Genomic DNA, 25,754 nt, shown 5'->3' on the forward strand with positions numbered 1-25,754 from the left:
ATTACTTGCCTCTTTCCGCCATCAGCAGGGCAATTTCGCTTTCGTTGATGCCGACCATAGCTTCTCCCAGATCTTCAGACAGCTTGGCAATCAGCTTGGCATCGGTGTAGTTGGTGACAGCCTGCACGATGGCTGCGGCGCGCTTTTCCGGATTGCCGGACTTAAAGATACCGGAACCGACGAACACGCCTTCTGCGCCCAGCTGCATCATCAGCGCAGCATCCGCCGGTGTTGCCACGCCGCCTGCTGCGAAGTTGACAACCGGCAGTCTGCCGTTTTCATGCACATAACGCAGCAGCTCTACCGGTACCTGCAGCTGCTTGGCTGCCTCGAACAGCTCATCTGCGCGCAGATTCTGCACGCGGCGGATTTCTGCATTCATGGCGCGCATGTGACGAACCGCCTGTACGACGTCGCCGGTGCCCGGCTCGCCCTTGGTGCGGATCATGGATGCGCCCTCCTCAATGCGGCGCAGCGCCTCGCCCAAATCGCGTGCACCGCATACAAACGGTACCTTGAACTGGGTCTTGTCAATGTGATATACATCATCTGCCGGAGAAAGCACTTCGCTCTCGTCAATGTAGTCGATTTCAATCGCTTCGAGCACCTGCGCCTCGACAAAGTGACCGATGCGGCACTTTGCCATGACCGGAATGGAAACAGCCTCCTGAATGCCGCGAATCATCTTCGGGTCACTCATGCGCGACACGCCGCCCGCTGCGCGGATGTCCGCCGGAATGCGCTCCAGTGCCATGACTGCGCACGCGCCTGCCTGCTCGGCAATTCTTGCCTGCTCCGGTGTGGTGACGTCCATAATAACGCCGCCCTTGAGCATCTGTGCCAACTCTTTATTTAACTGGTATCTGTTTTCCATGATGATGAACCTCCTCAAGGTCTTTACTTTTTGGATGTCACCCAGTATAATGCTGTTGTGGCATGAAGAAAATGCTCAATTTGAAGATATTCAGTCAGGTCAGTTTGCAGAAAGGAGCAGCTGTGATTACCTATAATCTCATGAACAGCGGGTCAGATTCGCTGTATGCTTACCTGTGCAAAAGCATCAAACGAGATATTTTGCACGGCACGCTCAAGCCGGGAGAGAGATTGCCGTCCAAGCGCACGTTTGCGTCCAACCTCGGCGTCAGTGTCGTTACCGTAGAAAACGCATATGCACAATTGATTGCAGAGGGATACATCTATTCCATCCCAAAACGCGGGTTTTATGTCGCAGATTTCAGCAATTTGACTGCACAGCCGCAAAAAGAGATACCGGCATTTTCCGAGGAGAAAATCCCGCTCACCGGCGGAGACAGCTCGTATTTCGCCGACTTTTCCAGCAACCAAACGTCTTCTGACCTGTTTCCGTTTACAATCTGGTCAAAGGTGATTCGGGAAATTCTCAACGACAGCCGCGTACAGCTCATGACAAATTCGCCGTGCGGCGGCATTTTTGCGCTGCGCGAAAGCATTGCGCAGTATCTCAAGGACTTCCGCGGCATGTCTGTGCGGCCGGAGCAGATTATCATTGGCGCGGGAACCGAGTATTTATATGGGCTGCTCATTCAATTGCTCGGCAGCGACCGCATGTATGCCGTGGAAAATCCCGGCTACCGCAAGCCGGAACGCATTTATAACAGCTATCATGTACCGTGTGCGCGCATTTCCATGGACGAGGCGGGAGTACAGGTGCCGGAGCTGGAACGCGCCGGAGCGGATATTGTGCATATCACGCCGTCACACCAGTACCCGACCGGCATTGTCATGCCAATCAGCAGGCGGTATGAGCTGCTCGCGTGGGCATCGCGCAAAGACGGACGGTATATCATCGAGGACGATTACGACAGCGAACTGCGCCTGAGTGGTCAGCCGATTCCAACGCTGCACAGCATTGACATGTCCGGCAAAGTCATTTATATGAATACATTTACGAAAACGCTGTGCTCAACCGTGCGCATCAGCTATATGATTTTGCCGCAGCCGCTGTTGAAACCGTTCTATGAGAATCTGTCTTTTTATTCGTGCACAGTCTCAAATTTTGAGCAATACACGCTGGCGCGCTTTATTGAAGAAGGAAAATTTGAATCGCATGTCAATCGTCTGCGCAGCCATTACCGGAAAAAACGGGATATGTTTCTCGAAGCACTGCACAGCAGCAGACTGCAGGACATGGCGGAGATTTCCGGCTCGGAAGCAGGCTTTCACTTTTTGCTGACGCTGCGCACGGATGTCCCGCAGGAAACCGTCATTGCGCGGGCGCGTTCCAAGAGCATCAAGCTTGTGCCGCTGTCTGCATATTATTATGGAGATGCACCGGAACACGTGCAAAATATCTATGTCATGAACTTTTCTTCGCTGGAAGTCAGCCGTGCAGAGGAAATCTGCAAGCGGCTGTACGCCTGCTGCGGATAGAACATACAAGATACTTTCCCTTTTTCTCATAACGTGGTATGATAGAGCATACAACAAAAGGAGTTGAATCAAAATGTCTGTTTTGAATAAGCTGCAACCGGAAGGTGTGTTTGCAATTTTTGAGCAGCTGTGTGCAATTCCGCACGGCTCGCGCAACACAAAGGCGATTAGCGATTTCTGTGTGAAATTCGCAGAACAGCGCGGTCTGCGCTATATACAGGACGAAAACAACAACGTCATTATATTTGCACCGGCGTCTGCGGGCATGGAACACGCCCAGCCTGTCATTTTGCAGGGACATCTGGATATGGTGTGCGAGAAAACACCGGACTGCGATTTGGATATGGAAAAACAAGGTCTGCGCCTTCAAACCGATGGCGAATGGGTTTGGGCAGATCAGACGACACTGGGCGGCGATGACGGCATCGCTGTCGCGTATGCGCTGGCGATTCTCGATGATGCCAGCATCCAGCATCCGCCGCTCGAAGTTATTCTGACGGTTGATGAAGAAATTGGCATGCTCGGCGCGGCATCCATTGATTTGGGACAGATTGGCGGCCGCCGTCTGCTCAATATTGATTCGGAAGAAGAAGGCGTTCTGCTCACGAGCTGCGCGGGCGGCGCAACGGTATCTTGCTCGATTCCGATGATGTGGAGTGTCAAAAAAGGTCTGCGCGTCACGGTCAAGATTCACGGCCTGCGCGGCGGTCATTCGGGCACGGAAATTGACAAGGGCAGAGCGAACGCCAATGTCCTGCTCGGACGATTCCTGAACGAGCTGGACAAGGAATATCCGTATGCGCTGTGTACCGTGGATGGAGGCCTCAAGGACAACGCAATTCCGCGCGAAAGCACAGCGGATATGATTATCTCTCCGGATTATTTGGAGGAGCTGTGTGCGTATGCCGCAAAGACCCAGAACGCATGGAGAGAAGAGTTCGGCGAAAACGATCCGGAAATTGCCGTTTCCGTGCAGGAAATCGGCATAGATAGCCATGAGGTCATGTTCGGAGACTGCCGCAGAAATACACTGGCTGTCATGAGTCAGCTGCCCAACGGCGTACAGGCGATGAGTCAGGAAATCGAAGGTCTGGTGCAGACATCGTTGAATTTGGGTATCTTAAAGACCGACTTCCGCGGCGTGCATATGACGTTCTCTGTGCGCAGCTCCATCAATGCGGAAAAGGACGCACTGATGGAACAGCTGGCTGACCTGATGGCGCGCTATGGCGGCGGCGCAGAAATTAACGGCGAGTATCCGGCTTGGGAATACCGCAAGGAATCTAAGCTGCGCCGCATTATGACGCAGGTATACACCGAGCAATACGGCGAAGCGCCAAAAATTCAAGCCATTCACGCGGGTCTGGAGTGCGGTCTGCTTGCCGGCAAGCTGCCGGACTTGGATGCCATCTCGTTTGGACCGGACATTGAAGAAATTCACACGACACGCGAGCGCTTGTCCATTCCGTCGGTACAGCGCACGTGGAACTTTATTCTTGGCGTCCTCAAGGCGTGCAAGTAAAAAAGCAAAGCAAAAGGGAGAGCCAAAGCGGCTCTCCCTCATTTTTTATGAAAATTTAATGCTGCTTGATGCCGCGCATGGAAAGACTGATGCGCTTTCTGTCTGTATCCACAGACAGCACCACAGTTTTCACGACGTCTCCAACGCTGACAATGTCGGACGGATGCTTGACAAACTTGTCGGACAGCTGGGAAATGTGAACCAGACCGTCCTCGTGCACGCCAATATCGACAAAAGCACCGAAATCACACACATTGCGGACGGTTCCGACGATCTCCATGCCCGGCTTGAGCTGACCCAGCGTCATGACGTCTGCAGAACGCAGCAGCGGAGCAGGCAGCTCGTCGCGCGGGTCGCGGCCCGGCTTTTGCAGCTCTGCTGCAATGTCGTTCAAGGTCGGCACGCCGATACCGCAGCGCTGTGCCAGCTGGGATTTGCCCTCTTTTTTGATGCGGTCGTTCAAATCAGACAACCGGCGTTCGGCAACATCCTGCTCCGTGTAGCCGCACAGAGACAGCAGCGTCTTTGCTGCCGGATACGATTCCGGATGTACCGCGGTGCGGTCGAGGACTTCCTTGCTCTCTGCGACGCGCAGGAAGCCTGCACACTGTTCAAATGCCTTGGGGCCGAGTTTGGCAACCTTGAGCAGCTGCTTGCGCGAGGTAAACGCGCCGTTTTCCTGACGATATGCCTCAATATTCTTGGCAATTGCCGGAGAAATGCCCGCGATGTGTTCGAGCAGAGACGGAGAGGCAGTGTTCAAATCGACGCCGACGGCATTTACACAGTCCTCGACAACGCCGTCCAGCGCCTGCGACAGGCGTGCCTGCGGCATGTCATGCTGATACTGTCCGATGCCGATGGCCTTCGGGTCAATTTTGACCAGCTCTGCGAGCGGGTCCTCCAACCGGCGGGCGATAGATACCGCAGAGCGCAGATTGACATCAAAATCCGGAAATTCCTGCGCGGCGAGCTTGGATGCGGAGTAAACCGAAGCGCCCGCCTCACTGACAACCATGTACTGAATTGGCAGGCCACTTTCACGGATGAATTCTGTCAAGAATTGTTCGGATTCGCGGCTCGCCGTGCCGTTGCCGAGCGCAATGCAGGTGACATTGTTTTTCTCACACAAGCGCTGCATGGTTTGCTTGGCTTCCGGAATCGACTTTTTGGACATGGTCGGATAAATGACAGCGGTGTCCAAAACCGCGCCGGTCGCATCGACAACGGCTAGCTTGCAGCCCATGCGGTAGCCGGGGTCAAAGCCGAGTACGACATGGTTTTTAATTGGCGGCTGCATGAGCAGCGGACGCAGATTAAGTGCAAAGGTTGCAATAGACTGTTCGTTTGCCGTGTCGGTCAGTTCCTTGCGGATTTCGCGGCTGAGAGACGGGAATAACAGACGCTTCCAAGCATCCTGTGCCATTTCGGTCAGCTGCTTTTCATATGGATGCGGCTTGCGGAATACGGAGCGGCAAATCAGCTGCAATGCTGATTCGTCGTCACAGACGAGCTCCACTTTGAGCAGCTTTTCGCGTTCGCCGCGGTTGAGCGCAAGCACCTGATGGCTCTGGATGCGGCGAATCGGGCTGGAAAATGCGCCGTATTTTTCATAGACGGTCTTTTCTACTTCCTTGCCGGAGGAAACCAGCTCACCGGTGTTGCGAATCAGTGCGCGCAGATGGCCGCGCAGCGCCGCGTTGACCGAGCAGTCTTCAGCGAGAATATCCATGGCGCCGGATAAAGCATCCTGCCACGTGTTTACCTCTTGCTCTGTGGACACGAATTCCTGTGCCAGTTCTTCGACCGACTGCTTGGTGCCAACAATCAGGCGGGTTGCCAGCGGCTCCAAGCCTTTGGCACGGGCGGCAGACGCGCGCGTCTTGCGCTTCGGGCGGAATGGCAGGTACAAATCCTCAACAGCCGTCAGTGTATCGGCGCTTTCAATGGATTTTTTCAGCGCATCGGTCAGCTTGCCCTGCTCCGAAATGGCGTGCATGACGTCCTCTTTGCGCTTTTCCAAGCCGCGCAGATAGGTCGCGCGGTCGGACAGCTGACGAATGACCTGATCGTCCATCGAGCCGTGCATTTCCTTGCGGTATCGCGCGATGAATGGGATGGTATTGCCCTCGTCGAGCAGGGAAATGACGTTTTCCACATATTCTGGGCGCAGGTTCAGCTCCTGCGCGAGCGTTTCAGTAATGTTCATAGGAGTCCTTTCCAATGTTAGAATACTCCGTATATTGTACCGACTATTTTTCCTCTTGGCAAGGGCAAATCGTGCAGACGTGCCTGAGAGGGAAACCATTCAGTAAGTCAAAATTACGTCTCCGTCAAGGCTTGATACCGGCGCATCAGCTCCGCGACACAAGCGCTTTCGCTGGAATAAGCGGCATCACCTTTCTTGATGCCGTAAGCCGCTAAAACTGCTTGGTCATTTTTCTGGTGTGCCTTGCGAAGCTCCGGCGGCATGGTCAGTTCGTCATATAAGTCCGCTAAACTGCTGTCGGGATATAAGGCTCTCGCGTCTAAAATGCCCTGCGCCGTCTGTTCAATCTTTGCCTTCTGCGCATCCGTTGCATCCGGCCAAGGGAAGTTGTTGTAGACAATATTGGCAGAATAGCGGTAGTCGCTTTTTAATCTTCCGCATACGGAGCGCATCCACGCCATATGAATGTTGGACTCAAGAACACCAAAATGATATAGAGTAGCTTCTGGAATAATAAAATTCAAGTCTGTAGATATTGTATTCTCGTCAAGAAATCCGGCTGGAATATACTTTCTTTTTTCAGAACTTACTTTAGGCATTAAAATAAAGCTTTGAGGATTTTTAGTTTCTCTAAACAACGAAGGAGTTGATGCTAATTTTTGCCTATCTGCTGCACCAGATAGTCTGTCTTGTCTGCACAATTCAATGCGTTCCATAACTTTTGGCATTTTTCGCAACTCAATGGGGGAAACGCCAACCAGCCATAAACACCAACGCTTTTTATTGTTAATAAATTCGGTAGATCCAACTAAACGCTTAATATATTTTTTGGCATTTGGTTCAGAAGAAATAAATTCTTCGTATTCATTATCTTCGATGATAAGATGCCCACCATCAGCAGGACGATTTCCCGTAGTCATTTCGGGGATAACTGAAAGTGGTTTGTTAAGATTAGTGATGAATATATCCGGAGCATCAATTAAATAAGCATTGATATTATTTACGATTTGCATTCGGTTTCCGGTAAACAGCATACGAGGTTTTTCGTTGACAGCACAGCTAAAGCCGACAATGACGCAATGCACATGGGCTTTCATATTCGCTTCGCTATCCCAGATAAATGTTCGATGCGCAAAATCAATATGGATACCAAAACGGTCGTATAGCGGTTTCCAAACACCTGCAACCTGTTCTCCTTGGGTAATTGAGTTGGTAGATACAAATGCGGTGCGAATGGTTGTATTTTGCATGAGCTGAGCAGCTTTCCAGTACCAGCCAGAGACATAATCAATTTTTCCGGCAGTTTTATATGTCTTGCCCTTTTCGTCAATATAAATAGAAAGAATATCAGACTTTTGTTCTTTACTCTGTAAAGAGTAGCCCACAAACGGTGGGTTGCCCATGATATAATTCAGGCGATTTTTCGGGACAACGGTTTCCCAATCCATGCGGAGGGCGTTTGCTTCCACAATATTGACATAGGACTTGAGCGGAAGGAAATCAATGGTGTGGCTGATAATATCCTCAGTTTCCTTGAGCATCTGACTTTCCGCAATCCAGAGAGCCGTTTTAGCGACTGTCACAGCAAAGTCATTGATTTCAATGCCGTAAAATTGCTGAATCGAGACTTTAATCGGATTGTTGATGGTATCGCCCATGACCAACTGGTCGGACAGGAGACGCAATGCCTGATTTTCCAAACGGCGCAGGCACAGATAGGTTTCCGTCAAAAAATTTCCGCTTCCCGCGGCGGGATCGAGAAATGTCAGCTGAGACAGCTTGTCCCGATACGCTTCCAGTTTTTGTTTTCGCGTTTTATCTACTTGGATTTGCTGAATTTCGTTCAGCTCTGCGCGTAAATCATCGAGAAACAGCGGGTCAATGACCTTGTGAATGTTCTCAATTGAGGTATAATGCATACCGCCCTTTCGGCGGGTCTCCGGATTCAGTGTGCTTTCAAATACCGCACCGAAAATGGTCGGGCTAATGTCAGACCAATCAAAATCCGCACTGGCTTTTTCGAGCAGTAATTCGCAAATTTCCTCTGTAAACTGCGGAATTTCAATGTCCTCTTTGGCGAATAATCCGCCGTTGACATAGGGGAAAGCGGCAAGCTCCGGCTCTAAATATGGGTCGCGTTCCTCTGGTTTGGTGTCCAGCACTTGAAATAATTCAATCAGTGCCTTCCGCATGTGCCGCGTGTCAAATTCTTGTAGGTAATTCAGAAACATGTTGCGGGAACCAAATATTTCTGCATCTTCCGCATATAAGCAGAATACCAGACGAACACACAGCACGTTCAGACTTTTTAGACTTTCCTCATCCTCCGGATTGTTGTACTGACGGAGCAAGGCATTGTACAGCTTGCCGACAATTTCACCGGCGGCGATGGAGACTTCCATTTCCTTTTTGACCGCCTTACTGTTTTCGTTCACAATGCATGCCAGCCGATGATATTCTTTTTCTAGGTCGGACAAACGAATAACTTCCGGCTCTCCGTTTGGATAATTGGTGTCGTATAAATTAAATTCCTGAAAATTACAGACAATAATCCAGCGTGGACGTTCTTCATATGGCAAATAGCCTGCATATCTCTGCGCCTGCTGGTATGGTGTGAGGGAAGAACCATCCGACTGCCGATAGGCATGCTTTAGCTTGATGTCCTTGCCTTTTTGCTCAATTAAAACTTTTGTCTGTGGAATATATCCGTCAATAAAACTTTTGTGGCTCAATTGCACGGTTTTCTCAAATTGAATGAACTCAGTTGGACGTTCCACACCGAATACGTGCTGCAATAACGCAATCCAGAATACCTGTGTATCCTGCTTTTCGTCACCGCGTCCATTCCAGTCCTCAGCAAATTTGCGTGCGGCGGCACGCTGTTCCTGCGCTGTCATGTCATCATCCCTTCTATAAAGATACATATATTGTACCGACTATTTTTCCTCTTGGCAAGGGCAAATCATTCGGCTTTATCCGAGAACGGTGAAGGGAAAAATATGGGGAATGAATGTTCTTTCTCTTATCCATAAAATGTGCTATACTAAATATATATCAACACAGAAGGATGTGAGCACATGAATCCTGTTTATCAGAAACTGACAACATGTTATAAAAGCCTGCGGGCGCTGACGGATTTTCAGCCGAAATTTGCGTTGGTGCTGGGCACGGGTCTGGGCGCGTTCGCTGACCGCATTCGCATCGTGCAGACTGTGAGCTATCACGCCATCGAAGGCTTCCCGACCTCGACGGTGGAGGGACACAAGGGACAGTACGTCTTTGGCTATGTCGGTGCCGTTCCGGTGGTCATTATGCAGGGACGTGTGCACTATTATGAGGGCTATGAAATCGCAGACGTTGTGCTGCCGATTCGCCTGATGAAGCTGATGGGCGCAGAAATTCTCATGGTTACCAACGCTTCCGGCGGCGTCAATGCGTCGTTCCATGCGGGCGATTTTATGCTGATTCGTGACCAAATCTCGTCGTTTATTCCATCTCCGCTGCGCGGCGCGAATATGGACGAGCTGGGCGTTCGTTTTCCGGACATGACCGAAGCGTATGACAAGACGCTATGCGGCATCATTCGCAATACAGCCAGAAAAGAGGATATTCCACTGCAAGAGGGCGTGTATGTTCAGCTGCCGGGGCCGCAGTTTGAATCTCCTGCGGAAATTCGCATGGTTCGCACGCTGGGCGGCGATGCCGTCGGCATGAGTACCGCTTGTGAAGTCATTGCGGCGCGGCATATGGGTATGCGCGTGTGCGGCATTTCCTGCGTGTCCAATATGGCAGCGGGTATGACCGGCGGGCCGCTGCTGCATGAAGAAGTGCAGCAGAATGCAGATCTCGTGGCGCCGCGGTTTGAAAAGCTGGTCTATCAGTCGATTGTGGCAATTGCCAAGAGTATATAAAAAAGAAGGCGCATCTGTCAGGGGAAAGACAGATGCGCCTTTGCGCAGGAGGGGGGAAAACCTGCGCAAGAAAGGAGGGCATAGAACAAAAAATGTTCTGAAACAGGCTTATTTCTGTGGATTTGCACGCTTGAGCTTAGAGAGAACGATGGCAGCCGTGCGGAGTTCTGCTCCGACGGTTTCTGCCTGTGCCGGCGGAATGTTTTCCGTCAGCTGTTCACGGTATTTTCTCGTGAGAGAGTCCAGAGCAAAGACCATGTGCGTGATTTCATCTCGATAAAAGCTGTCATAGATGTGAGATGCGACTTTTTGCTTCGCAGAAGCAATGGTCGTTTGTTTGGCAAGATCTTGCTTGGAACAAGTCCGGCGATCTCTCAAATCATTTTCCATATCAGAAAGGCATTTGAGGAGCAGATCAGATTCAGCCGGAGAAAGGGGAGTCTTAAGCTGTAACATGGAAAGCACCTCATTTCAGACCGAATAAACAGTACATGCGGAAACATAAAAATCTTATAAATCTGCTCGTCAAAAGACGCACAGAATAAATGGAATCGTATGCGTAGTGAAAGGACAGATGTATAAGATTTCAAAGATTTCTTTTGTTACATTTAGTATAGCACAATCTTAGCGCAAATTCAACAATGTAACATTTGAACAAAAGTACAAAGTTTATTTTGCACATTTGTGCATAGTGACAAGAAAAGACATCGAAAATTCGAGTGGATGAAGAAAAGAGGATGGATATGAAGGAAAAAAAGACCGTTTTTCTCGGAGACAGCATCACGCGGGGATACGGCGTTTCCAGCGGAGAAGGCTGGGTGGAACTGCTGCACCGCGGAAAGAATATCAATCACGGCATTGACGGCGACACGACGGCGGGCATGCTGCGCCGGTTTTCCGCCCATGTCGTGCGGGAGCAGCCGGAGCGTGTGGTCATCATGGGCGGTGTCAATGATCTGAGCGAGGGTGAGCGGCTGGGCGCGGTCATAGACCGTTTGCAGACCATGTATGACCGCGCGGCGATGCGCGGCATTGCCGTGGTTCCGGCAATCTGTGTGATGCCGGACTATGATATGCTGCTGGAAAACGATTGGGCGCCGTACTATCCGGGCATCCGGACGCTGCCGCAGAATTTGGAGCAGCTGGCGGATTGGATTCGCGGTTATGCGAAGGAAAATGGATGGCTGTGCTTAGATTTTGCCCGTGAATTTCCAAAATATACAGCGGATGGATACCAGCGTTATTTCTCCGACGGCATTCATCCCAACGAACGCGGTCATGCGATTATGGCGCGCATCGCAAGACCGCTCTTATATCCTCAGGCAAACTGATGGGAACTTTACCGGACATGTCAAAAACTTTACATTGTATGGGGAGAAAAATTTACGCAGGCTTGGTATGATACAGACAGAGAAAAAGAGAGCACAAAGGAGGAACCGAGCATGCGCAACCCGATAGAAACCTATGTTTCGTACGACGAGGACGGAAGCATGAAACTGTCCATTCCGACAACGTTGTTTGGCGGCTATGACAGAGCACAGACCTGCGAGATGATTGAAAAAGTATCCGATTACTATAAGCAGCGCATTATGAAGCTGATGGATGATCTGGCAGAACAGCAGGCGGAAAATGACCGTCTGCGTGCAAAAGCAGGCTGAATTTGCTAGATATGTGTTAAAATTTTTCATAGAATTGTAAACAAAGTCCCCATTGCGGGACTTTTGTTTTTTTCACGGGTATACTATATACAGAAAGGACGGTGAATCCGTTGGACAAAAAACATCGGGGATCTATTTGGTGGATAACAATACTTATTGCGGGGCTGTTGCTGCTCTTATGCAGCGGAATGATTCTGCGGGGTATTTCCAGTATTGCACAGCTGTTCCGCACCTTTTTACTGGGTATCATGATTGCGTTCGTGCTCAATCAGCCGAGCAAACTGATACAAAATGCCTTGACAAAAAAGGCAAACTGGCGCGAGAAGTCCGCCAAAGCGGTCGGCATTCTGGGTGCTTATCTGTTTATTTTTGCGCTGCTTGCGGCGGTGGTCGGCATTGTCATTCCGCAGATGATTGACAGTGTGCGCACCTTTGCCTTGAATATGGATGCGTATTTGAACAATTTGCAGCAGGAACTGGACCGCATCACCATACCGCTCGGCGTGCAGCGCATTGACTTGAGCAATTTGATTGACTTGGCACATGCAGGACTTGGAAAAATGGATGCGGCGGTGGTTCCGCATATTTTATCCGTCACAGGAACCATGCTGCAGGCGTTGGGAACACTCGCCATCAGCATCGCTTTTTCTGTCTATTTGCTGGCGGGCAAAGAACGGATTTTATCACAGGGAAACCGCGTGCTGCGCGCATATCTGCCGAAACAGACCTACGAACAGACGCACAGCGTTGTGCGTGTCATTGTGGACTGCTTCCGCAATTATCTGATTGGGCAGACAACCGAAGCGATTATTTTGGGCAGCTTGTGTTTTGTCGGCATGCTGATACTCGGATTGGAATACGCCGGCGCTGTCAGTGTTACGGTCGGCGTCACGGCGATGATTCCTATTTTGGGCGCGTATATCGGCGGCGTGGTTGCCGTGATTTTGCTGTTTATGATTGCACCGTGGAAGGCGCTTGTTTTTCTGATCTTCTTTGTAATCTTGCAGCAGGTGGAAAACAATGTTATTTATCCGCGCGTGGTCGGCGGAAGATTGGGACTGCCGGGCATTTGGGTGTTGCTGGCGATTACCGTCGGCGGACAAATCGGCGGTGTGGTCGGCATGTTGCTCGGTGTGCCCATTACAACCGTTTTGTACACCCTGCTCCGAAACAGCGTGCGCAGCAGAGAAAGCAAAAAAAGTTCCCCTTGAGGGAACTTTTTTTGCGCTCAATCCATTCGAAACGGTTCTAATACTTCGTTCATGCGATGAATGTTCTGTACGACACGGTCTTTCTGCCGAATGGCGATGCTGACATATAAACTGTCGATGAGGGAGAACTGTGCCACGCGCGGAGAGACAAACAGCTGTTCCGGCGAGTACAGCTCCAGACAAATATCCGAAGACCTCTTGAGCGGTGTATGGGGATATCCTGTGATGCCGATGGTTTTGGCGCCGTATTCTCTGGCAGTGGCGAGGGCGGAGACAATCTCATGGGTCTTGCCGGTGTGCGAAATACCAATCATGACCGTGGACGCATCGCATTGCCCCGCGCGGATCTGCATCAAATGGGAATCGGTCAGCGATTCTGCGCGCATGCCGATGCGCATGAGCCGGATGTAAAAATCCTCGGCAATGGTGCCGGACGCGCCGACGCCGGCAATGAGAATGCAGGAAGCCTGACTGAGAATCGATGCGGCGCGGTCAATTTTATCAAAGTCGAGCAGACTCAGCGCGCGCTCCAGCGTGTCAATGTTGCGCGAAAAGACATTTTTTGTGATGGATTCCACCGTGTCGTTTTCCGAGAGATCTTCGAAAATCGTGTGAACAGCTTTGGATGCATACTTGGCAAGCAGCAGCTTCATCTCTGTAAAGCCGGAGCATCCAACCAGCTTGGAAAATCGAACAATACTCGATTCCGCGATGTCTAATTCCCGTGCCGCCTGCTGGACGCTGATTTCTGTAACGTGTGTCGGATCGTCCAGAATAAAGTCTGCAATTTTCTTGCTGACCTTAGAAAAGGATGAATATTGTGATTTTATTGCTGCATAAGGGTTCTTTTTCATGAGAAACCTCCTTATTTTTTCATCGTTGATAGGGATATTATACCACATGTTTTGTGATTTGTGTAGAATGCACAAAAATGAACAATATTCTTTTTGCAACTTGAATTATTGAATTTTATTCGATAAGGTGCTATACTAAATGCAGTCAAAGAGAGAAGCCATTACAGAGAACCTGTAATTGTCCGGACGGCAATCTCACAGAAAGGATTGAGAAAAAATGGGCAACTCGAAAAATCCGACGTTTGCCGGCGATAAGGAATTTGAAAAAATTCATCTGAAAGAAAAATTTTCTTATGGCCTCGGCGATGTCGCGTGTAACGTTGTTTATGCACTGACAACATCTTTGCTGATTTACTTCTATACTAATGTAGTCGGTATTTCAGCAGCTATGATTGGTACCATCATGTTGGTATCCCGATTTTTTGACGGTTTTTCCGACGTTCTGATTGGACATCTGGTAGACCGCACCCACTCCAAACACGGTAAATCCAGAGCTTGGATTTTATGGATGATGATTCCATACGGCATCGCGGCGATTTTGCTGTTTACGGTTCCGCCGGCTACGCCGATCGTCAAGGGCATCTATGTATTCATTACCTATAACTTCTGCACAACCGTTGTATACACCGCATTGAATCTGCCGTATGCAACACTGGCAACGCTGATGACGCGTGATACCGATCAGCGTGCCGTTGTCAATCTGTTCCGTACCGGCATGTCCGCCGTCGGCAATATGATTATCACGGCCATTACCTTCCCGCTGGTTACCATGCTGGGCGATACGCAGCAGGCTTGGATTGAACTCTCCATTATCTATGCCATCGTTTCGATTGTCATGCTGATCATTTGCTTCAAGAACTGCCATGAGCGTGTCGTAGAAGAGACCAAGACCAAGGACGGCAAGAACGTGCCGCTGCTTATGGGCATCAAGCTTTGCCTGACCAATAAGTACTTTATTATGTTCTTCCTGCTGGCAGTATTCCTCTCCTTCTATGAAGCTGTCACAGGCACGTGCAACGCATACTATGCACAGTATATTCTGGGCAACCGTGACTTGCTCGGCGCTCTCGCTTCGTTTGAATCCATCCCGCAGGTTATCACCGTATTGGTTCTTTCCCCGTTTATCGCCAAGTTTGGCAAGCGCAATGTTGCGCTGATTGGCGCGGTTGTCGCTGTGATCGGCACCGTATCGCTGTTCTTGAATCCGAGTGCTTTGAATCTGGCATTGTTTGCCTGCGTCATGCGCGGCATCGGCAAGGGCTGCTTCCGCGGCGTAAAATATTCCATGCTGGCTGACGTTATCGAGTATGGCGCTTGGAAGTGCGGCATCCGTGTACAGGGTCTGATGGTATCCGCAACCACCGCCGGTCAGAAGTTTGGCTCTGGCATGACCAGTGCAATTTTCGGTGCTTTGATGTCTCTGGTAGGCTTTGCAGGCACTGCGACCATCAATGCAGCACAGTCGCAGATGCTGATTGGTATTTATATCATCGGCAACATCATTGCTTGGGGCGGCATTGGCATTCTGCTCATCTTCTACAAGCTGGATAAGATTTATCCGCGCATCATTACAGAGATGAAGCAGCGCGAAGCAGCAGGCTCGGAAGCATAACTAGTATCAGAAATTTCCTTCTTTTTCTCAGCCGGTGGAATGCGCAAACATTCTGCCGGCTGACTCTCTCCATAGAGAATATTTTAAATTGTAACAGCAGAAAGGTGTGTTGACTATGCAAGGCATGTCCTATGAAAAGCGCATTGCACTGGGTAATCAGGTTCCGACCTTGGGACAATTTCAAGTAATTAAACAGATTCCGCAGTATCAGACCTGTGAGGTACACAACTTGGTTCCGGCTCCGAAAAACGTACCGGAAACGCTCAAGCACGTGGTATTTAATATTGAACGCGGCGTGACGCTGCATGAGACCATTGATTTTCTAAAAATGTGTCCGGATCTCAAAGATATTGATATTATTTACGCCAATGAGCTGGATGACGGCGCAGAGCGTTCGGGGAACCAGAATGTTGCCATGGAAATCGCAAAGGCAATCGGTATGAACTACGCATACGGTTTGGAGTTCATCGAGCTGGTCAATCCGAATGACGAAAAGGGATTTCATGGCAATGCACTGTTTTCCCGCTGGCCGATTCGCTGGGCAAAGGCCGTGCATCTGCCGGAACAGTACAATTGGTATTTTGATAGACAGAAGCGCATTGGCGCCCGCGTCGGCATTGTTTGTTCGCTGGATGTCGGCGGCCGTGAAGTCGGCGCTGTGGTTGTCCATCTGGAAAACCGCACGGACAGTGCGGGCAGAGCTGCACAAATGGATGCGATTTATCAGGAAATCCAGCGTTCGTTTGCGCCGGATGTGCCGATTATGATTGGCGGCGATTTGAATACCAATACATTTGATGGTAATGATATTCCGGGCTTTACCAAGCTGTTCAACGATCCGAAGCGGCTGGCTGAGCACATGGCAAAGGTAGAAAACTATGAACGCGCACTGCCGCAGGCAGAAGAGCACGGATTTTCCTATCACGAATTCAGCAGCACGGAGGGCACACGACGCAAGCCGATGCCGAACGGTGCGTGCATGCTGCTCAAGCTGGATTGGCTGATGGCGCGCGGCATGACCTGCCAAGAGCGCGGCACCATCTCTACAGAGACCAAGGATTGTACATGGGCACAGCCGGACAGTGCGCTGGCGAAGTTCACAGGAAAAGAACTGTCCGATCACAACGCCTGCTGGGCGATCTGCAAATTTCAATAAATTTGCACATACATTTTAAGCGAAAGGAGACAAATCAGGAATGGGTGGAATACTTGAGTATTTGCGGGAATTTCATTTTGCGTCTGTTATGCTGCGTCTGCTGCTGGCAATGATTATTGGCGGCTGCATCGGATTGGAGCGCGGACGAAAACGGCGTCCCGCCGGATTCCGCACATATATGCTGGTTTGTCTCGGTGCCGCACTGACCGTGCTGCTCAGCCAGTATGAGTTTACCATGGTGCAAGGCCCTTGGCGGGAGCTGGCGCAGCAAATCGGCATCAAAACCGATGTATCGCGATTTGGCGCACAGGTCATCAACGGCATCGGCTTTCTCGGTGCCGGTACGATTTTGGTCACCGGACATCAGCAGGTGACGGGTTTGACGACGGCAGCCGGATTGTGGGCGTCCGCCTGCACGGGTCTGGCAGTTGGCGCAGGCTTTTATGAAGGAGTGCTGGTTGCGTTCCCACTGATTTTTCTGAGCATTCGCGTGTTCCCGATTGTCGATGTGATGATTCAGGAATTTTCCCGCGATATCAATTTGTATATTGAATTTTCATCCATCAATCAGGTGGGCGAGATTATCAATCATTTGAAAGCACAGGATGTGCAGATTTATGAAGTGGATATTGAGCGCGGCAGAGAAAAGCAATCACGCAATCCCAGCGCATTTTTTTCCGTTCGTATGAATCAAAAGCAGACGCACAGTCAGCTGCTGTCCAATCTGGCGGGATTAGATGGCATCTGTGTGATTGAAGAAATTTAAGGGAGGACTTTTCACATGCTATCTTTGTTTGACGGTCTGAGGGAAGTCACACTCGCTTCGGCTTTTGTTCGCTTGACACTGGCGGTGCTGTGCGGCGGCATCATTGGCATGGAGCGATCCTATAAGCGCCGTCCGGCGGGCTTCCGCACGCATATTTTGATTTGCATTGGTGCGGCGATTACCACGCTGACCAGCCAGTATTTATATTTGAACATGCATTATTTTACCGATATGGCGCGTCTGGGTGCACAGGTAGTTGCCGGTATTGGTTTTATCGGTGCAGGTACAATTATTGTCACCCGCAGACAGCGCGTCAAGGGACTTACGACGGCTGCCGGCTTGTGGACCTGTGCAATTATCGGTCTTGCCTTTGGCGGCGGCTTTTATGAGGGCGGCATTTTGACAACGGTGTTTATCATGGCGGCGGAGCTGGTTTTTTCCAAACTGGAATATCGCGTGCTGGAAAACGTACCGGAAATCAATTTGTATATGGAATACACCGGAAAGAGCTGTCTGGAACAGGTACTGCAGCTGTATCGAGACAACAACATCAAGCTGCTGAACATCCAGATTACGCGTTCCACTGGCAGCAAAAAGCACAACGCCTGCGCAATTTTTGCGCTGCGCCTGCCGCATGGCTGCGGCGTCAGCCGCGTGCTTGAAACGGTCGGCGGGACCGAGGGCGTCATTTCGGTGGAAGAATTATAAATTTTGCTTGTTTCCTAAATCCTATATTCATTATAAAACTCTTCACGAAAAGGCTCCCGAGAGGGAGCCTTTTGGCATATAACAACGTATAATTAGTCACGGGAAAGGGTATAGGTGGTTTTGCCAACGGTAACACGTTCCATGTCATCCAGCGGAAGAATCGTGTCAGAACGGAAAACACTGATGTATCGGGCAGTTTTCTTCTGATATGCTGTGGTGCCGCCAACATATTGCATAGAAACTGTTGTTCCATCTGTTTTGGTTATCGTTATATCAAATGCATGGCTATAATCACTTGCTTCCGGTGCTGTCCATACAAAATAAGCACCGAGTGGAGAGAGATACGCTTCGTTGAGCGTTGCTTTGTGCCCATCCAACAGTTCAAAGGTTTTATCTCCTTTGAGTTTGCAGGAAAGATCGGAGTAATCAGTCTTGGTGGTTAGCTCCCAATTGCCCTTGGCAACAAGATGCGTCTGTGTTTCACCGGTTTCATCTGGCCAGCACAGTTGAATATCACGAACATGCAGCGTAAACTCTTTTTGGATTACAGGCTGCTCAGAAGATAGACGGAGCAAAAATTTGATCTGCCGCTTTTCTTTGGATACCTGTACAATCGTTGCATTCCAAAATTTAGGAGTCTCATCTTTGAACAGCAGTTTTGTGTTGCTGGTGTCCCATGTATCGGCGGGAAGATTGTCCGGCAATTCAACAGAGGTTTCTTTATCCCAAGATAGCGTATACAACATGCAAGCGTTGTATTTGTCTCCGATGATGCCGTTTGCCGTGAGTGTCACACCGTTTTGTGTGACAGATTCATCCAGCGCTGTTCCCATAACACCCATGACTTCTGCTTGTTTTTTACTGGTTCCGAAATATGGAGCAAACAGTTCAGCGACAGACTTCCAAGAGCCAACGGCACCGGCTGTGATAATAAGCACCAAGATGGCGGCAACGATGGAAACTGTCATGCGGCGTTTGGAATGCCGCTTGGGTGCATGCTTGCGTTCAAACTCTGCTCTGTGCAGAGAAGTGGTGGCAAGCTGCTTTTTTTGCTCGGAAGAATACTGCAAATGCTGCAGTTCTTGCTTGTATTCGTTAAATTCGCTGCGCATAGTCGTCTCCTCCTAACTGCTTTTTCAATAGCGTGCGTCCGCGAGATAATCGTGTGTGAACCGCAGCGGTAGAAATACCGAGCAGTTGTCCGATTTCCTGCGTGGAGTATTCTTCATAATAATACAAATAGATGACTGTTCTATAGCGAATAGGCAAATTTTGCACGAAGGACAACAACGAATGTTCTGCCTGCTCTGGTGCGGGAATATCTGCGACGACATCAAGACCACAGGTCTTTTTTCGCCAAGGACTTTTTAATATATCCTTGCAGGCGTTGATGGTCATGCGGATGATATAGGCTTTTTCATGTACAGAGCTGTCGAATTGTACGGGATGTGTCAGCAAACGAACAAAGACGGTTTGACAGATATCTTGTGCATCATGTGTGTTTTTTAAATAAGTATAGCTGAGGCGGAGAATAAGATCGGCGTAGGTATCCGCCAAATATTCAGCTTGGCTGCGATCCATCATATGATACACTCCTTTCTGCGAGATTCTTTGAGCGCTCTTATTTAGTATACGATACAGAACGGCAAATCCTTTCAGAAAATAAAGAAGTTTGCGAAAAAAATTTCCCTGCCGAAGCAGGGAAATAGAAGTTGCTGTGTTTACAGCTTTTCAAACTTACTTGCGGGCTGCTTGCACACAGGACAGCGGAAGTCATCCGGCAGGGTGTCCGACTTGTGCACGTAGCCGCAGACCGAGCAGCGGTAGCCGTAGTGCTCATCCAGCGTGCGGTAAATCGGCGCGTTGGGCGGCACCTCTTTGCCTGCGTTTTTGAATGCATCCACAGTGAGAGCGCCGCCGTCTTTCAAAATTTTCGCCTCTGTCACCTCGGCGATAAACAGCACGGCGGAGTCCAAATCAACCTGCTGTACAACGCGGAAGCTGAGACGGGCACACATGCCGTCTGTGATGTAAGGGCATCCGGCGTCATCGGTCTTGGTGTCATAGGCAGCGAATTTGTCCGTAATGCGTCCGGATTTATAGCCGAACAGATTGATGATGTCGTGCGGGCAGTCTGCCGCTGCGACGGTCGCGCAAAATGCACCGGTCTGCTCCACAGCAGCTTCGGTTAAATTGTACTTATTGAGTGTCACGGCAAATTTTGCCGGAGAGGACGAGGTGAGCTGCTGCAGCGAGTTTACCACGCAGCCGCGGTATTTGCCGTCCTGTAAGCTGCCGACAATGGAAATGGAGTACGAAATGCTGTTGTATGTCTTGCGGTCGATCATAGAAATCCCTCCTTTTAACTGAGAATGATTCTTACTTACAATTCTATCATACAGGAATTTCTTTGTGTTGTCTATGGAATATTATCTGAAAAAACGCGCAGCAATTTGTGCAAAATGCATAAATCAAAATAAAATTTGATAGATGCTGAGATCCAGATACCTGCCGAATTTTTTTCCGCACCGATGAATGACGCCGCACAGTGTAAAGCCGAATTTTTCGTGCAAATGGATGCTGACGGTGTTTTCGCTCGTGATGAGAGAAATCACAGTGTCAATGTCCGGCTGCTGTGCGGCAAAGGCGAGAATTTTCTGCATGAGCTGCGAGCCGATGTGCTGTCCGCGAAAATCTGGATGCAGATAGATAGAGACCTCTGCCGCACCGTCAAAGGCTGGGCGCTCTCGATAGCGGGACAAAGAGGCGTAACCGGCAATCACACCGTCGGTCTCGCAGACAAGAAGGGCATATTTTCCTTGATGTGCCTGAAACCACGCGAGCCGGTCGGCGTCATCGCGTGGGTATAAATCAAAAGTTGCCGTGGAGTGCGCAACAGCATGGTTATAAATGGCTTTGAGCTGCGGCAAATCAGCGAGCTGTGCTGTGCGGATGAGATTTGACATATGGGACACCTCTTGATGTGCTAAGATGTCTGTAGTGTACTGCAAGACGAAAAAAATGTCCAGTTCCGTGTTTGTTTCCTGTATGAAATGCGAACAATCGTTTGACGAGAGCACGGAGATAATGTTACACTATATTAGAACCGACCGGTCGGTCGGAAATCCATCCGCAGGAGGGAAATCATGCCAACGATCAGCGTAAAAAAACCATTTACCGTTTTGGTCGGTATCATACTTGTGCTTGTGCTCGGTGTGGTAGCGTTTACCAAGATGACCACAGATCTGCTGCCGAATATGGATCTGCCGTACATGGTTGTATATGCGACAGATCCCGGTGCGTCACCGGAATCCGTCGAAGGAGAAGTCACCAAACCGTTGGAATCTGCGCTTGGCAGCACGACGGGACTCAAAAATATCACATCGACATCCAATGAAAATGTGGGAATTGTTGTGCTCGAGTTTGAACAGGGAACCGATATGAATGCGGTCAGCATCGAGATGAGCAATACCATTGACCAAATCAAAGGCAGTTTGCCGGAAAATTCCGGCACACCGGTCATGATGCAGATCACACCGGATATGCTGCCGGTGCTTGTGGCGAGTGTAGACGTAGACGGCAAAGACGCCAAAGAGGTGTCACAGTATGTCGATGACGAACTGCTGCCGGCATTTGAACGTCTGGATGGTGTGGCATCGGTCAGCACAACGGGATTGATTACGCCGGAAGTGCAGGTCGTCTTGGATCAGAGCAAAATTGACGCGGTCAATGATCGCGTGCTGGCGGCTGTGGATCAGAACCTCGCAGATGCGAAAAAGCAGCTGGATGACAGCCAATCTCAGCTGGATGATGCCAAGGCACAGCTCAGCGCCGGAAAATCCAAGCTGGACAGCTCGGCAGATGAGGCGTCCAAGCAGCTGGCGCAGGCAAGCGCACAGGTTGACGCCGCAACCGCCCAGCTGCAGGCATTGCTGTCGCAGGAGACAACGCTGAAAGCCAATCAGGCGGCTTATCAGGCGGAGCAGAAAGCACTGCAGCAGTATGCGGACATGAACGATTCGGTCAATATGCTCGCTGTCATGGTTGTTGCGTATGACTTTACCGGAACCGTGCCGGAAATCAACGGCGTGCCTTCTATGGAGGATCTCGCGGCAATGGCGCAGAACTCTGCGAAAATGCTTGAGGCGCTCAAAGATCCGGCGACATATATCGGCAGCATGAGCGATGAAAATTATGCAAAAGCCATGCAGGCGGTACAGGACATGATGCAAAAAATCGCGCCGGAACAGGACTTATCTCAGATGCTCAGCCTGTCGCGTGCCGACTTTGTCAAGCTCGTGCAGACCACGGCATATGCCGCCCAGCGCGTACAGGAAATCACCGCATCCCTCAACGATGTCAACACACAGCTGGCAGCCGCAGAGGCGATGAAACCGCAGCTGCAGCAGGCGTTGGACGAAGCGAATGCCGCGTATGAAAAGGTGGAAGCGGGCAAGATGAATGCCACGCTCAATATTGCAGAAGGTGCGACAGAGATTTCTGTCGGCAAGGCATCGCTGGAAAATGCACAGAAGCAGCTGGATTCTGCGGTAGACGAATTTGAAAAATCGCGCGATCAGGCGTACAAATCCGCGGACATCAGCGGCATTATTACCGCAGACATGATCAGTAAGATTTTAATTGCAGAAAATTTTGAGATGCCGGCGGGCTATATCTCGGACAGCAACGACAATTCTTACGTCCTCAAAGTCGGAGAAAAGTATGATTCGCTCGATGATTTGTCCAATATGGTGCTGTTTCACATGGATACCGGAGACATCGGCGATATTCATCTGTCTGATGTGGCAGAAGTAAAATATGCAGATCAAAACGCAGATACCTCTTATGCCAAGGTAAACGGCAATGATGCGGTTGTGCTCAGCTTTTCCAAGCAGTCCACGGCATCGACTTCGGAAGTCTCGGATGCCATCCGTGAGAAAATAGATGAATTTCAACAGAACAACAGCAAGCTGCACATCACATCGCTGATGGATCAGGGTGACTATATTCATCTGATTGTCAGCAGCGTGCTGTCCAATCTGATATATGGCGGTCTGCTCGCCGTGCTCGTGCTGATTGTCTTTTTGCGTGACATTCGCCCGACGGTTATCATCGCGTTCAGCATTCCGCTCAGCGTGCTGTTTGCGGTTGTGCTCATGTACTTCAGCAACATGACGCTGAATATTATCTCGCTGTCCGGCTTGGCGCTCGGCGTCGGCATGCTTGTGGACAACTCCATTGTCGTCATTGAAAATATCTATCGCCTGCGCAATCTCGGTGTTCCGGCGGCAAAAGCCGCCGTGCAGGGTGCAGCGCAGATGAGCGGTGCGATTTTCGCCTCGACGCTGACGACTGTGTGTGTATTCCTGCCGATCGTGTTCACGCAGGGCATCACCAAGCAGCTGTTTGCGGATATGGGTTTGACGATTGCTTATTCGCTGTCCGCATCGTTTATCGTCGCGCTGACCGTCGTTCCGGCGATGAGTGCAACGCTGATGAAAAAGGAAAAAGTTGTCACGCACGCGCGGTTTGACGGCTTCCTGCGAGGATATGAGAAGGTACTTCGCTGGTGTCTGTCGCATCGTGCGGTGACGCTGCTCGCGGTGACAGCACTGCTGGTGGTGTCTGTTGCGGCGACCGTGGCAAAGGGCATGATTTTCATACCGTCTATGTCCTCGGAGCAGATGAGCGCGACAATGACCATGCCGGCCGGCTCGGATGACACGGAGACACGGGCCATGGCGGATCAAGCGATGAAGATTATGCGCAGGGTAGACGGCGTAAAAACCGTTGGCGCCATGACAGGCGGTTCGGATATGACGTCTATGATGAGCACAAACGCCAACAGTGTTTCGTTCTATCTGATTTTAGACAAGGGTGCGGACAACGAGGCCATTGCCGATGAAATTGCCAAAAAAACCAAAAAGCTGGACTGCGAGATGAATGTATCCGCGTCCAATATGGACTTGGGTTCGTATATGGGCAGCGGCGTACAGGTGGATATTTATGGCAATGATTTGGATCAGCTGCAAACAGTTTCCGCGGACATTGCTGAAAAGCTGAAAAAGGTAGACGGACTAAAAGACATCTCGGACGGCAATGAGGATCCGGATCGGGAGAAAGTGATTACCGTCAACAAGGACGCTGCGATGGAGCAGGGACTGACGGTGGCGCAGGTTTATCAGGCGCTTGCAGACAAGCTGACCACAGAAGTAAATTCCACGACCTTGACCGTCGGCACGGAAGATTTGCCGGTTGTCGTCAAAAAGCCGTCTAGCATCACTACGGATGATTTGATGAAGCAGACCATTACCTCGACGGATCAACAGACCGGTGAGAGCAAGGAAGTCAAGCTGGACACCATCGCCTCTCAGACGGATGGGCAGGCACCGTCAGCCATTCGGCGCAACAACAATGAGCGAACCATGTCGGTCACAGCGGCTGTTGATGACGATCACAATATCACGCTGGTCAGCCAAGAAGTACAGAAGATTCTGGACGCCTATCCGATGCCGGACGGCATGCATGCGGAAATTACCGGCGAGATGGAGAACATCACGGATTCGATGCAGGATCTGGGACTCATGCTGCTGCTTGCGATTGTCTTTATCTATCTGATTATGGTGGCACAGTTCCAGAGCCTACTGGGACCGTTCATCGTCATGTTCACGCTGCCGCTGGCGTGCACCGGCGGCCTGCTGGGTCTGCTTTTTGCACGGCAGGAGCTGTCTATTATCGCCATGCTCGGCTTTGTCCTGCTGGCAGGTGTCGTTGTCAACAACGGCATTGTGTTTGTCAGCTGTGTCAATGAACTGCGGCTGGACGGCATGCCTAAGCGCGAAGCACTGATGGAGGCCGGAAAAATGCGCATGCGCCCGATTTTGATGACAGCACTCACAACGGTACTCTCGATGTCCACGATGGCAATGGGCATCGGAAGCGGTGCGGAAATGGGACAGGCGATGGCGATTGTCGTCATTGGAGGTCTGAGCTACGCGACGGTCTTGACGCTGGTGATTGTGCCCATCATGTACGATCTGTTCAACCGGAAAAAGACACTGAAGCGTATAGATGTGGGGGAAGATGATGCAGAGTAAAACCTATTCGCCCAAGGAGATCGCGGCATTTCGCGGTCTCCTGCAGCTGGCGGCGGGCGGAAATTGCTTCTCCAATATCAAGGTGCAGGACATTGCGACAGCGGCAGGCATAGGGAAAGGAACGTTATATGAGTATTTTTCCTCGAAAGAAGATATTCTGAGTTGTACCATGCTATACACGCTGCAGCAGTTTGCCGATTGGATGGAGCAGCAAATAACGCGGGATGTATCCCTGCACGCCGTGCTTGCGCGCTTTCTCGATGCGCTGGAGCAGGAACGCTTTTTGCCGTTTCGCGCGTTGCCGGTGCTGGGAACCTTTCTCTCGTATGAACAGCGCGCCCAGCTCGGCATGCGCAATCGGGAGCAGGCGCAGGCAATCATTGACCGTATGCGCGGCTATGAGCGGCACGTGTTCGCCAACAGCCGGAAAAACGGAGAAATTGATTCGGCACTCAGCGACCGTTTTTGCGAGTATGCGATTTTGTCGGCGCTCGGCGGATACGTCAGCATGTTGGAAAAACGGGTGTGCTGTCGGGAAGAAATTTCGTTGGACAGTTGTAAAGATATGGCGCAGCAGTTGATTTTTCGGTCACTACGTCCGTAAACAAACAGTAGAATTTATATTGTATTTGTGGTATAAT

21 protein-coding genes are annotated in these 25,754 nt (G+C 50.4%); 12 read left to right on the forward strand and 9 right to left on the reverse strand.

The window, feature by feature from the left end; all coding sequences use genetic code 11:
• Nucleotide 1: 1 nt before the first annotated feature.
• Complete coding sequence (gene pdxS, locus KQI75_RS10065) at nt 2–874, reverse strand: pyridoxal 5'-phosphate synthase lyase subunit PdxS (RefSeq protein ID WP_216470672.1); 873 nt, start codon at nt 872–874, stop codon at nt 2–4.
• Nucleotides 875–996: 122 nt separating this feature from the next.
• Here pdxS and pdxR point away from each other — a divergent pair, with 122 nt between their 5' ends.
• Both pdxR and KQI75_RS10075 read left to right on the forward strand, forming a co-directional pair.
• On the forward strand, nt 997–2,409 hold the full coding sequence (pdxR, locus tag KQI75_RS10070; protein WP_330655559.1) for a MocR-like pyridoxine biosynthesis transcription factor PdxR: 1,413 nt from the start codon (nt 997–999) through the stop codon (nt 2,407–2,409).
• A gap of 73 nt (nt 2,410–2,482) precedes the next feature.
• Entirely contained in the window at nt 2,483–3,931 is a 1,449-nt protein-coding gene (locus KQI75_RS10075; RefSeq protein ID WP_216470673.1) for an aminoacyl-histidine dipeptidase, read from the forward strand.
• 55 nt (nt 3,932–3,986) lie between these two features.
• On the opposite strand, the gene KQI75_RS10080 is transcribed toward KQI75_RS10075, so the two are convergent.
• The gene (locus tag KQI75_RS10080) at nt 3,987–6,140 is read right to left on the reverse strand and encodes a Tex family protein (protein WP_216470674.1); all 2,154 of its coding nucleotides are present in this window, start codon (nt 6,138–6,140) and stop codon (nt 3,987–3,989) included.
• 113 nt (nt 6,141–6,253) lie between these two features.
• A complete protein-coding gene (locus tag KQI75_RS10085) occupies nt 6,254–9,037 on the reverse strand; it encodes a DNA methyltransferase (protein WP_216470675.1) in 2,784 nt (927 codons plus the stop codon).
• A gap of 180 nt (nt 9,038–9,217) precedes the next feature.
• Here KQI75_RS10085 and KQI75_RS10090 point away from each other — a divergent pair, with 180 nt between their 5' ends.
• A complete protein-coding gene (locus KQI75_RS10090; protein WP_216470676.1) occupies nt 9,218–10,051 on the forward strand; it encodes a purine-nucleoside phosphorylase in 834 nt (277 codons plus the stop codon).
• Between the two features lie 108 nt (nt 10,052–10,159).
• Here the strand turns inward: KQI75_RS10090 and KQI75_RS10095 are convergent, their stop codons facing one another.
• On the reverse strand, nt 10,160–10,507 hold the full coding sequence (locus tag KQI75_RS10095; RefSeq protein WP_216470677.1) for a hypothetical protein: 348 nt from the start codon (nt 10,505–10,507) through the stop codon (nt 10,160–10,162).
• 287 nt (nt 10,508–10,794) lie between these two features.
• On the opposite strand from KQI75_RS10095, the gene KQI75_RS10100 reads away from it, so the two are divergent.
• From KQI75_RS10100 to KQI75_RS10110, 3 genes are all read left to right on the forward strand, one after another.
• Nucleotides 10,795–11,382, forward strand: a complete 588-nt coding sequence (locus tag KQI75_RS10100) for a GDSL-type esterase/lipase family protein (protein ID WP_216470678.1) — start codon at nt 10,795–10,797, stop codon at nt 11,380–11,382.
• 111 nt (nt 11,383–11,493) lie between these two features.
• Nucleotides 11,494–11,709 (forward strand): hypothetical protein, encoded by a 216-nt coding sequence (locus KQI75_RS10105; RefSeq protein WP_216470679.1) that lies wholly within the window; start codon nt 11,494–11,496, stop codon nt 11,707–11,709.
• 101 nt (nt 11,710–11,810) lie between these two features.
• Nucleotides 11,811–12,920, forward strand: a complete 1,110-nt coding sequence (locus KQI75_RS10110; RefSeq protein ID WP_330655560.1) for an AI-2E family transporter — start codon at nt 11,811–11,813, stop codon at nt 12,918–12,920.
• Between the two features lie 17 nt (nt 12,921–12,937).
• Here KQI75_RS10110 and KQI75_RS10115 read toward each other — a convergent pair whose 3' ends face one another.
• A complete protein-coding gene (locus KQI75_RS10115; RefSeq protein ID WP_216470681.1) occupies nt 12,938–13,774 on the reverse strand; it encodes a MurR/RpiR family transcriptional regulator in 837 nt (278 codons plus the stop codon).
• Between the two features lie 217 nt (nt 13,775–13,991).
• Here KQI75_RS10115 and KQI75_RS10120 point away from each other — a divergent pair, with 217 nt between their 5' ends.
• The 4 genes from KQI75_RS10120 (at nt 13,992) to KQI75_RS10135 (ending at nt 18,016) form a co-directional block, all read left to right on the forward strand.
• Entirely contained in the window at nt 13,992–15,386 is a 1,395-nt protein-coding gene (locus KQI75_RS10120) for an MFS transporter (RefSeq protein WP_216470682.1), read from the forward strand.
• 115 nt (nt 15,387–15,501) lie between these two features.
• The gene (locus KQI75_RS10125; protein ID WP_216470683.1) at nt 15,502–16,542 is read left to right on the forward strand and encodes an endonuclease/exonuclease/phosphatase family protein; all 1,041 of its coding nucleotides are present in this window, start codon (nt 15,502–15,504) and stop codon (nt 16,540–16,542) included.
• 88 nt (nt 16,543–16,630) lie between these two features.
• Nucleotides 16,631–17,308, forward strand: coding sequence for an MgtC/SapB family protein (locus KQI75_RS10130; protein WP_407927189.1), 678 nt, complete (start codon nt 16,631–16,633; stop codon nt 17,306–17,308).
• A 15-nt stretch (nt 17,309–17,323) separates the two neighbouring features.
• Complete coding sequence (locus KQI75_RS10135) at nt 17,324–18,016, forward strand: MgtC/SapB family protein (RefSeq protein WP_216470685.1); 693 nt, start codon at nt 17,324–17,326, stop codon at nt 18,014–18,016.
• Between the two features lie 92 nt (nt 18,017–18,108).
• Here the strand turns inward: KQI75_RS10135 and KQI75_RS10140 are convergent, their stop codons facing one another.
• The 4 genes from KQI75_RS10140 to KQI75_RS10155 all read right to left on the reverse strand — a co-directional run bounded on the left by KQI75_RS10140 (nt 18,109) and on the right by KQI75_RS10155 (nt 20,982).
• Nucleotides 18,109–19,128, reverse strand: a complete 1,020-nt coding sequence (locus tag KQI75_RS10140; protein ID WP_216470686.1) for a DUF4179 domain-containing protein — start codon at nt 19,126–19,128, stop codon at nt 18,109–18,111.
• On the reverse strand, nt 19,112–19,600 hold the full coding sequence (locus KQI75_RS10145; protein ID WP_216470687.1) for a sigma-70 family RNA polymerase sigma factor: 489 nt from the start codon (nt 19,598–19,600) through the stop codon (nt 19,112–19,114). Before KQI75_RS10145 ends, KQI75_RS10140 begins: the two co-directional genes overlap by 17 nt.
• A 137-nt stretch (nt 19,601–19,737) precedes the next feature.
• A complete protein-coding gene (locus KQI75_RS10150) occupies nt 19,738–20,364 on the reverse strand; it encodes a flavin reductase (protein WP_216470688.1) in 627 nt (208 codons plus the stop codon).
• A gap of 123 nt (nt 20,365–20,487) precedes the next feature.
• Nucleotides 20,488–20,982: a GNAT family N-acetyltransferase gene (locus tag KQI75_RS10155; protein WP_216470689.1), complete on the reverse strand. Its 495-nt coding sequence runs from the start codon at nt 20,980–20,982 to the stop codon at nt 20,488–20,490.
• Between the two features lie 180 nt (nt 20,983–21,162).
• On the opposite strand from KQI75_RS10155, the gene KQI75_RS10160 reads away from it, so the two are divergent.
• Together KQI75_RS10160 and KQI75_RS10165 are read left to right on the forward strand one after the other, a co-directional pair.
• Nucleotides 21,163–25,113 carry an efflux RND transporter permease subunit gene (locus KQI75_RS10160; RefSeq protein ID WP_246566577.1) on the forward strand — a complete coding sequence of 1,317 codons (3,951 nt, stop codon included), beginning with the start codon at nt 21,163–21,165 and terminating at the stop codon, nt 25,111–25,113.
• Nucleotides 25,100–25,717 carry a TetR/AcrR family transcriptional regulator gene (locus KQI75_RS10165; RefSeq protein ID WP_246566580.1) on the forward strand — a complete coding sequence of 206 codons (618 nt, stop codon included), beginning with the start codon at nt 25,100–25,102 and terminating at the stop codon, nt 25,715–25,717. The genes KQI75_RS10160 and KQI75_RS10165 overlap by 14 nt, the downstream gene beginning before the upstream one ends.
• Nucleotides 25,718–25,754 lie beyond the last annotated feature (37 nt).

This window comes from Butyricicoccus intestinisimiae, from assembly GCF_018918345.1.
Taxonomy (GTDB): Bacteria; Bacillota; Clostridia; order Oscillospirales; family Butyricicoccaceae; genus Butyricicoccus_A; species Butyricicoccus_A intestinisimiae.

Coding starts and splice junctions, on each gene's coding strand:
- KQI75_RS10090 (WP_216470676.1), top strand. CDS start 9,218: ATGAATCCTGTTTATCAGAAACTGACAACATGTTATAAAAGCCTGCGG.
- KQI75_RS10145 (WP_216470687.1), bottom strand. CDS start 19,600: ATGATGGATCGCAGCCAAGCTGAATATTTGGCGGATACCTACGCCGAT.
- KQI75_RS10095 (WP_216470677.1), bottom strand. CDS start 10,507: ATGTTACAGCTTAAGACTCCCCTTTCTCCGGCTGAATCTGATCTGCTC.
- KQI75_RS10080 (WP_216470674.1), bottom strand. CDS start 6,140: ATGAACATTACTGAAACGCTCGCGCAGGAGCTGAACCTGCGCCCAGAA.
- pdxS (WP_216470672.1), bottom strand. CDS start 874: ATGGAAAACAGATACCAGTTAAATAAAGAGTTGGCACAGATGCTCAAG.
- KQI75_RS10150 (WP_216470688.1), bottom strand. CDS start 20,364: ATGATCGACCGCAAGACATACAACAGCATTTCGTACTCCATTTCCATT.
- KQI75_RS10115 (WP_216470681.1), bottom strand. CDS start 13,774: ATGAAAAAGAACCCTTATGCAGCAATAAAATCACAATATTCATCCTTT.
- KQI75_RS10160 (WP_246566577.1), top strand. CDS start 21,163: ATGCCAACGATCAGCGTAAAAAAACCATTTACCGTTTTGGTCGGTATC.
- KQI75_RS10155 (WP_216470689.1), bottom strand. CDS start 20,982: ATGTCAAATCTCATCCGCACAGCACAGCTCGCTGATTTGCCGCAGCTC.
- KQI75_RS10120 (WP_216470682.1), top strand. CDS start 13,992: ATGGGCAACTCGAAAAATCCGACGTTTGCCGGCGATAAGGAATTTGAA.
- KQI75_RS10075 (WP_216470673.1), top strand. CDS start 2,483: ATGTCTGTTTTGAATAAGCTGCAACCGGAAGGTGTGTTTGCAATTTTT.
- KQI75_RS10165 (WP_246566580.1), top strand. CDS start 25,100: ATGATGCAGAGTAAAACCTATTCGCCCAAGGAGATCGCGGCATTTCGC.
- KQI75_RS10105 (WP_216470679.1), top strand. CDS start 11,494: ATGCGCAACCCGATAGAAACCTATGTTTCGTACGACGAGGACGGAAGC.
- KQI75_RS10140 (WP_216470686.1), bottom strand. CDS start 19,128: ATGCGCAGCGAATTTAACGAATACAAGCAAGAACTGCAGCATTTGCAG.
- KQI75_RS10125 (WP_216470683.1), top strand. CDS start 15,502: ATGCAAGGCATGTCCTATGAAAAGCGCATTGCACTGGGTAATCAGGTT.
- KQI75_RS10135 (WP_216470685.1), top strand. CDS start 17,324: ATGCTATCTTTGTTTGACGGTCTGAGGGAAGTCACACTCGCTTCGGCT.
- KQI75_RS10085 (WP_216470675.1), bottom strand. CDS start 9,037: ATGACAGCGCAGGAACAGCGTGCCGCCGCACGCAAATTTGCTGAGGAC.
- KQI75_RS10100 (WP_216470678.1), top strand. CDS start 10,795: ATGAAGGAAAAAAAGACCGTTTTTCTCGGAGACAGCATCACGCGGGGA.
- KQI75_RS10130 (WP_407927189.1), top strand. CDS start 16,631: ATGCTGCGTCTGCTGCTGGCAATGATTATTGGCGGCTGCATCGGATTG.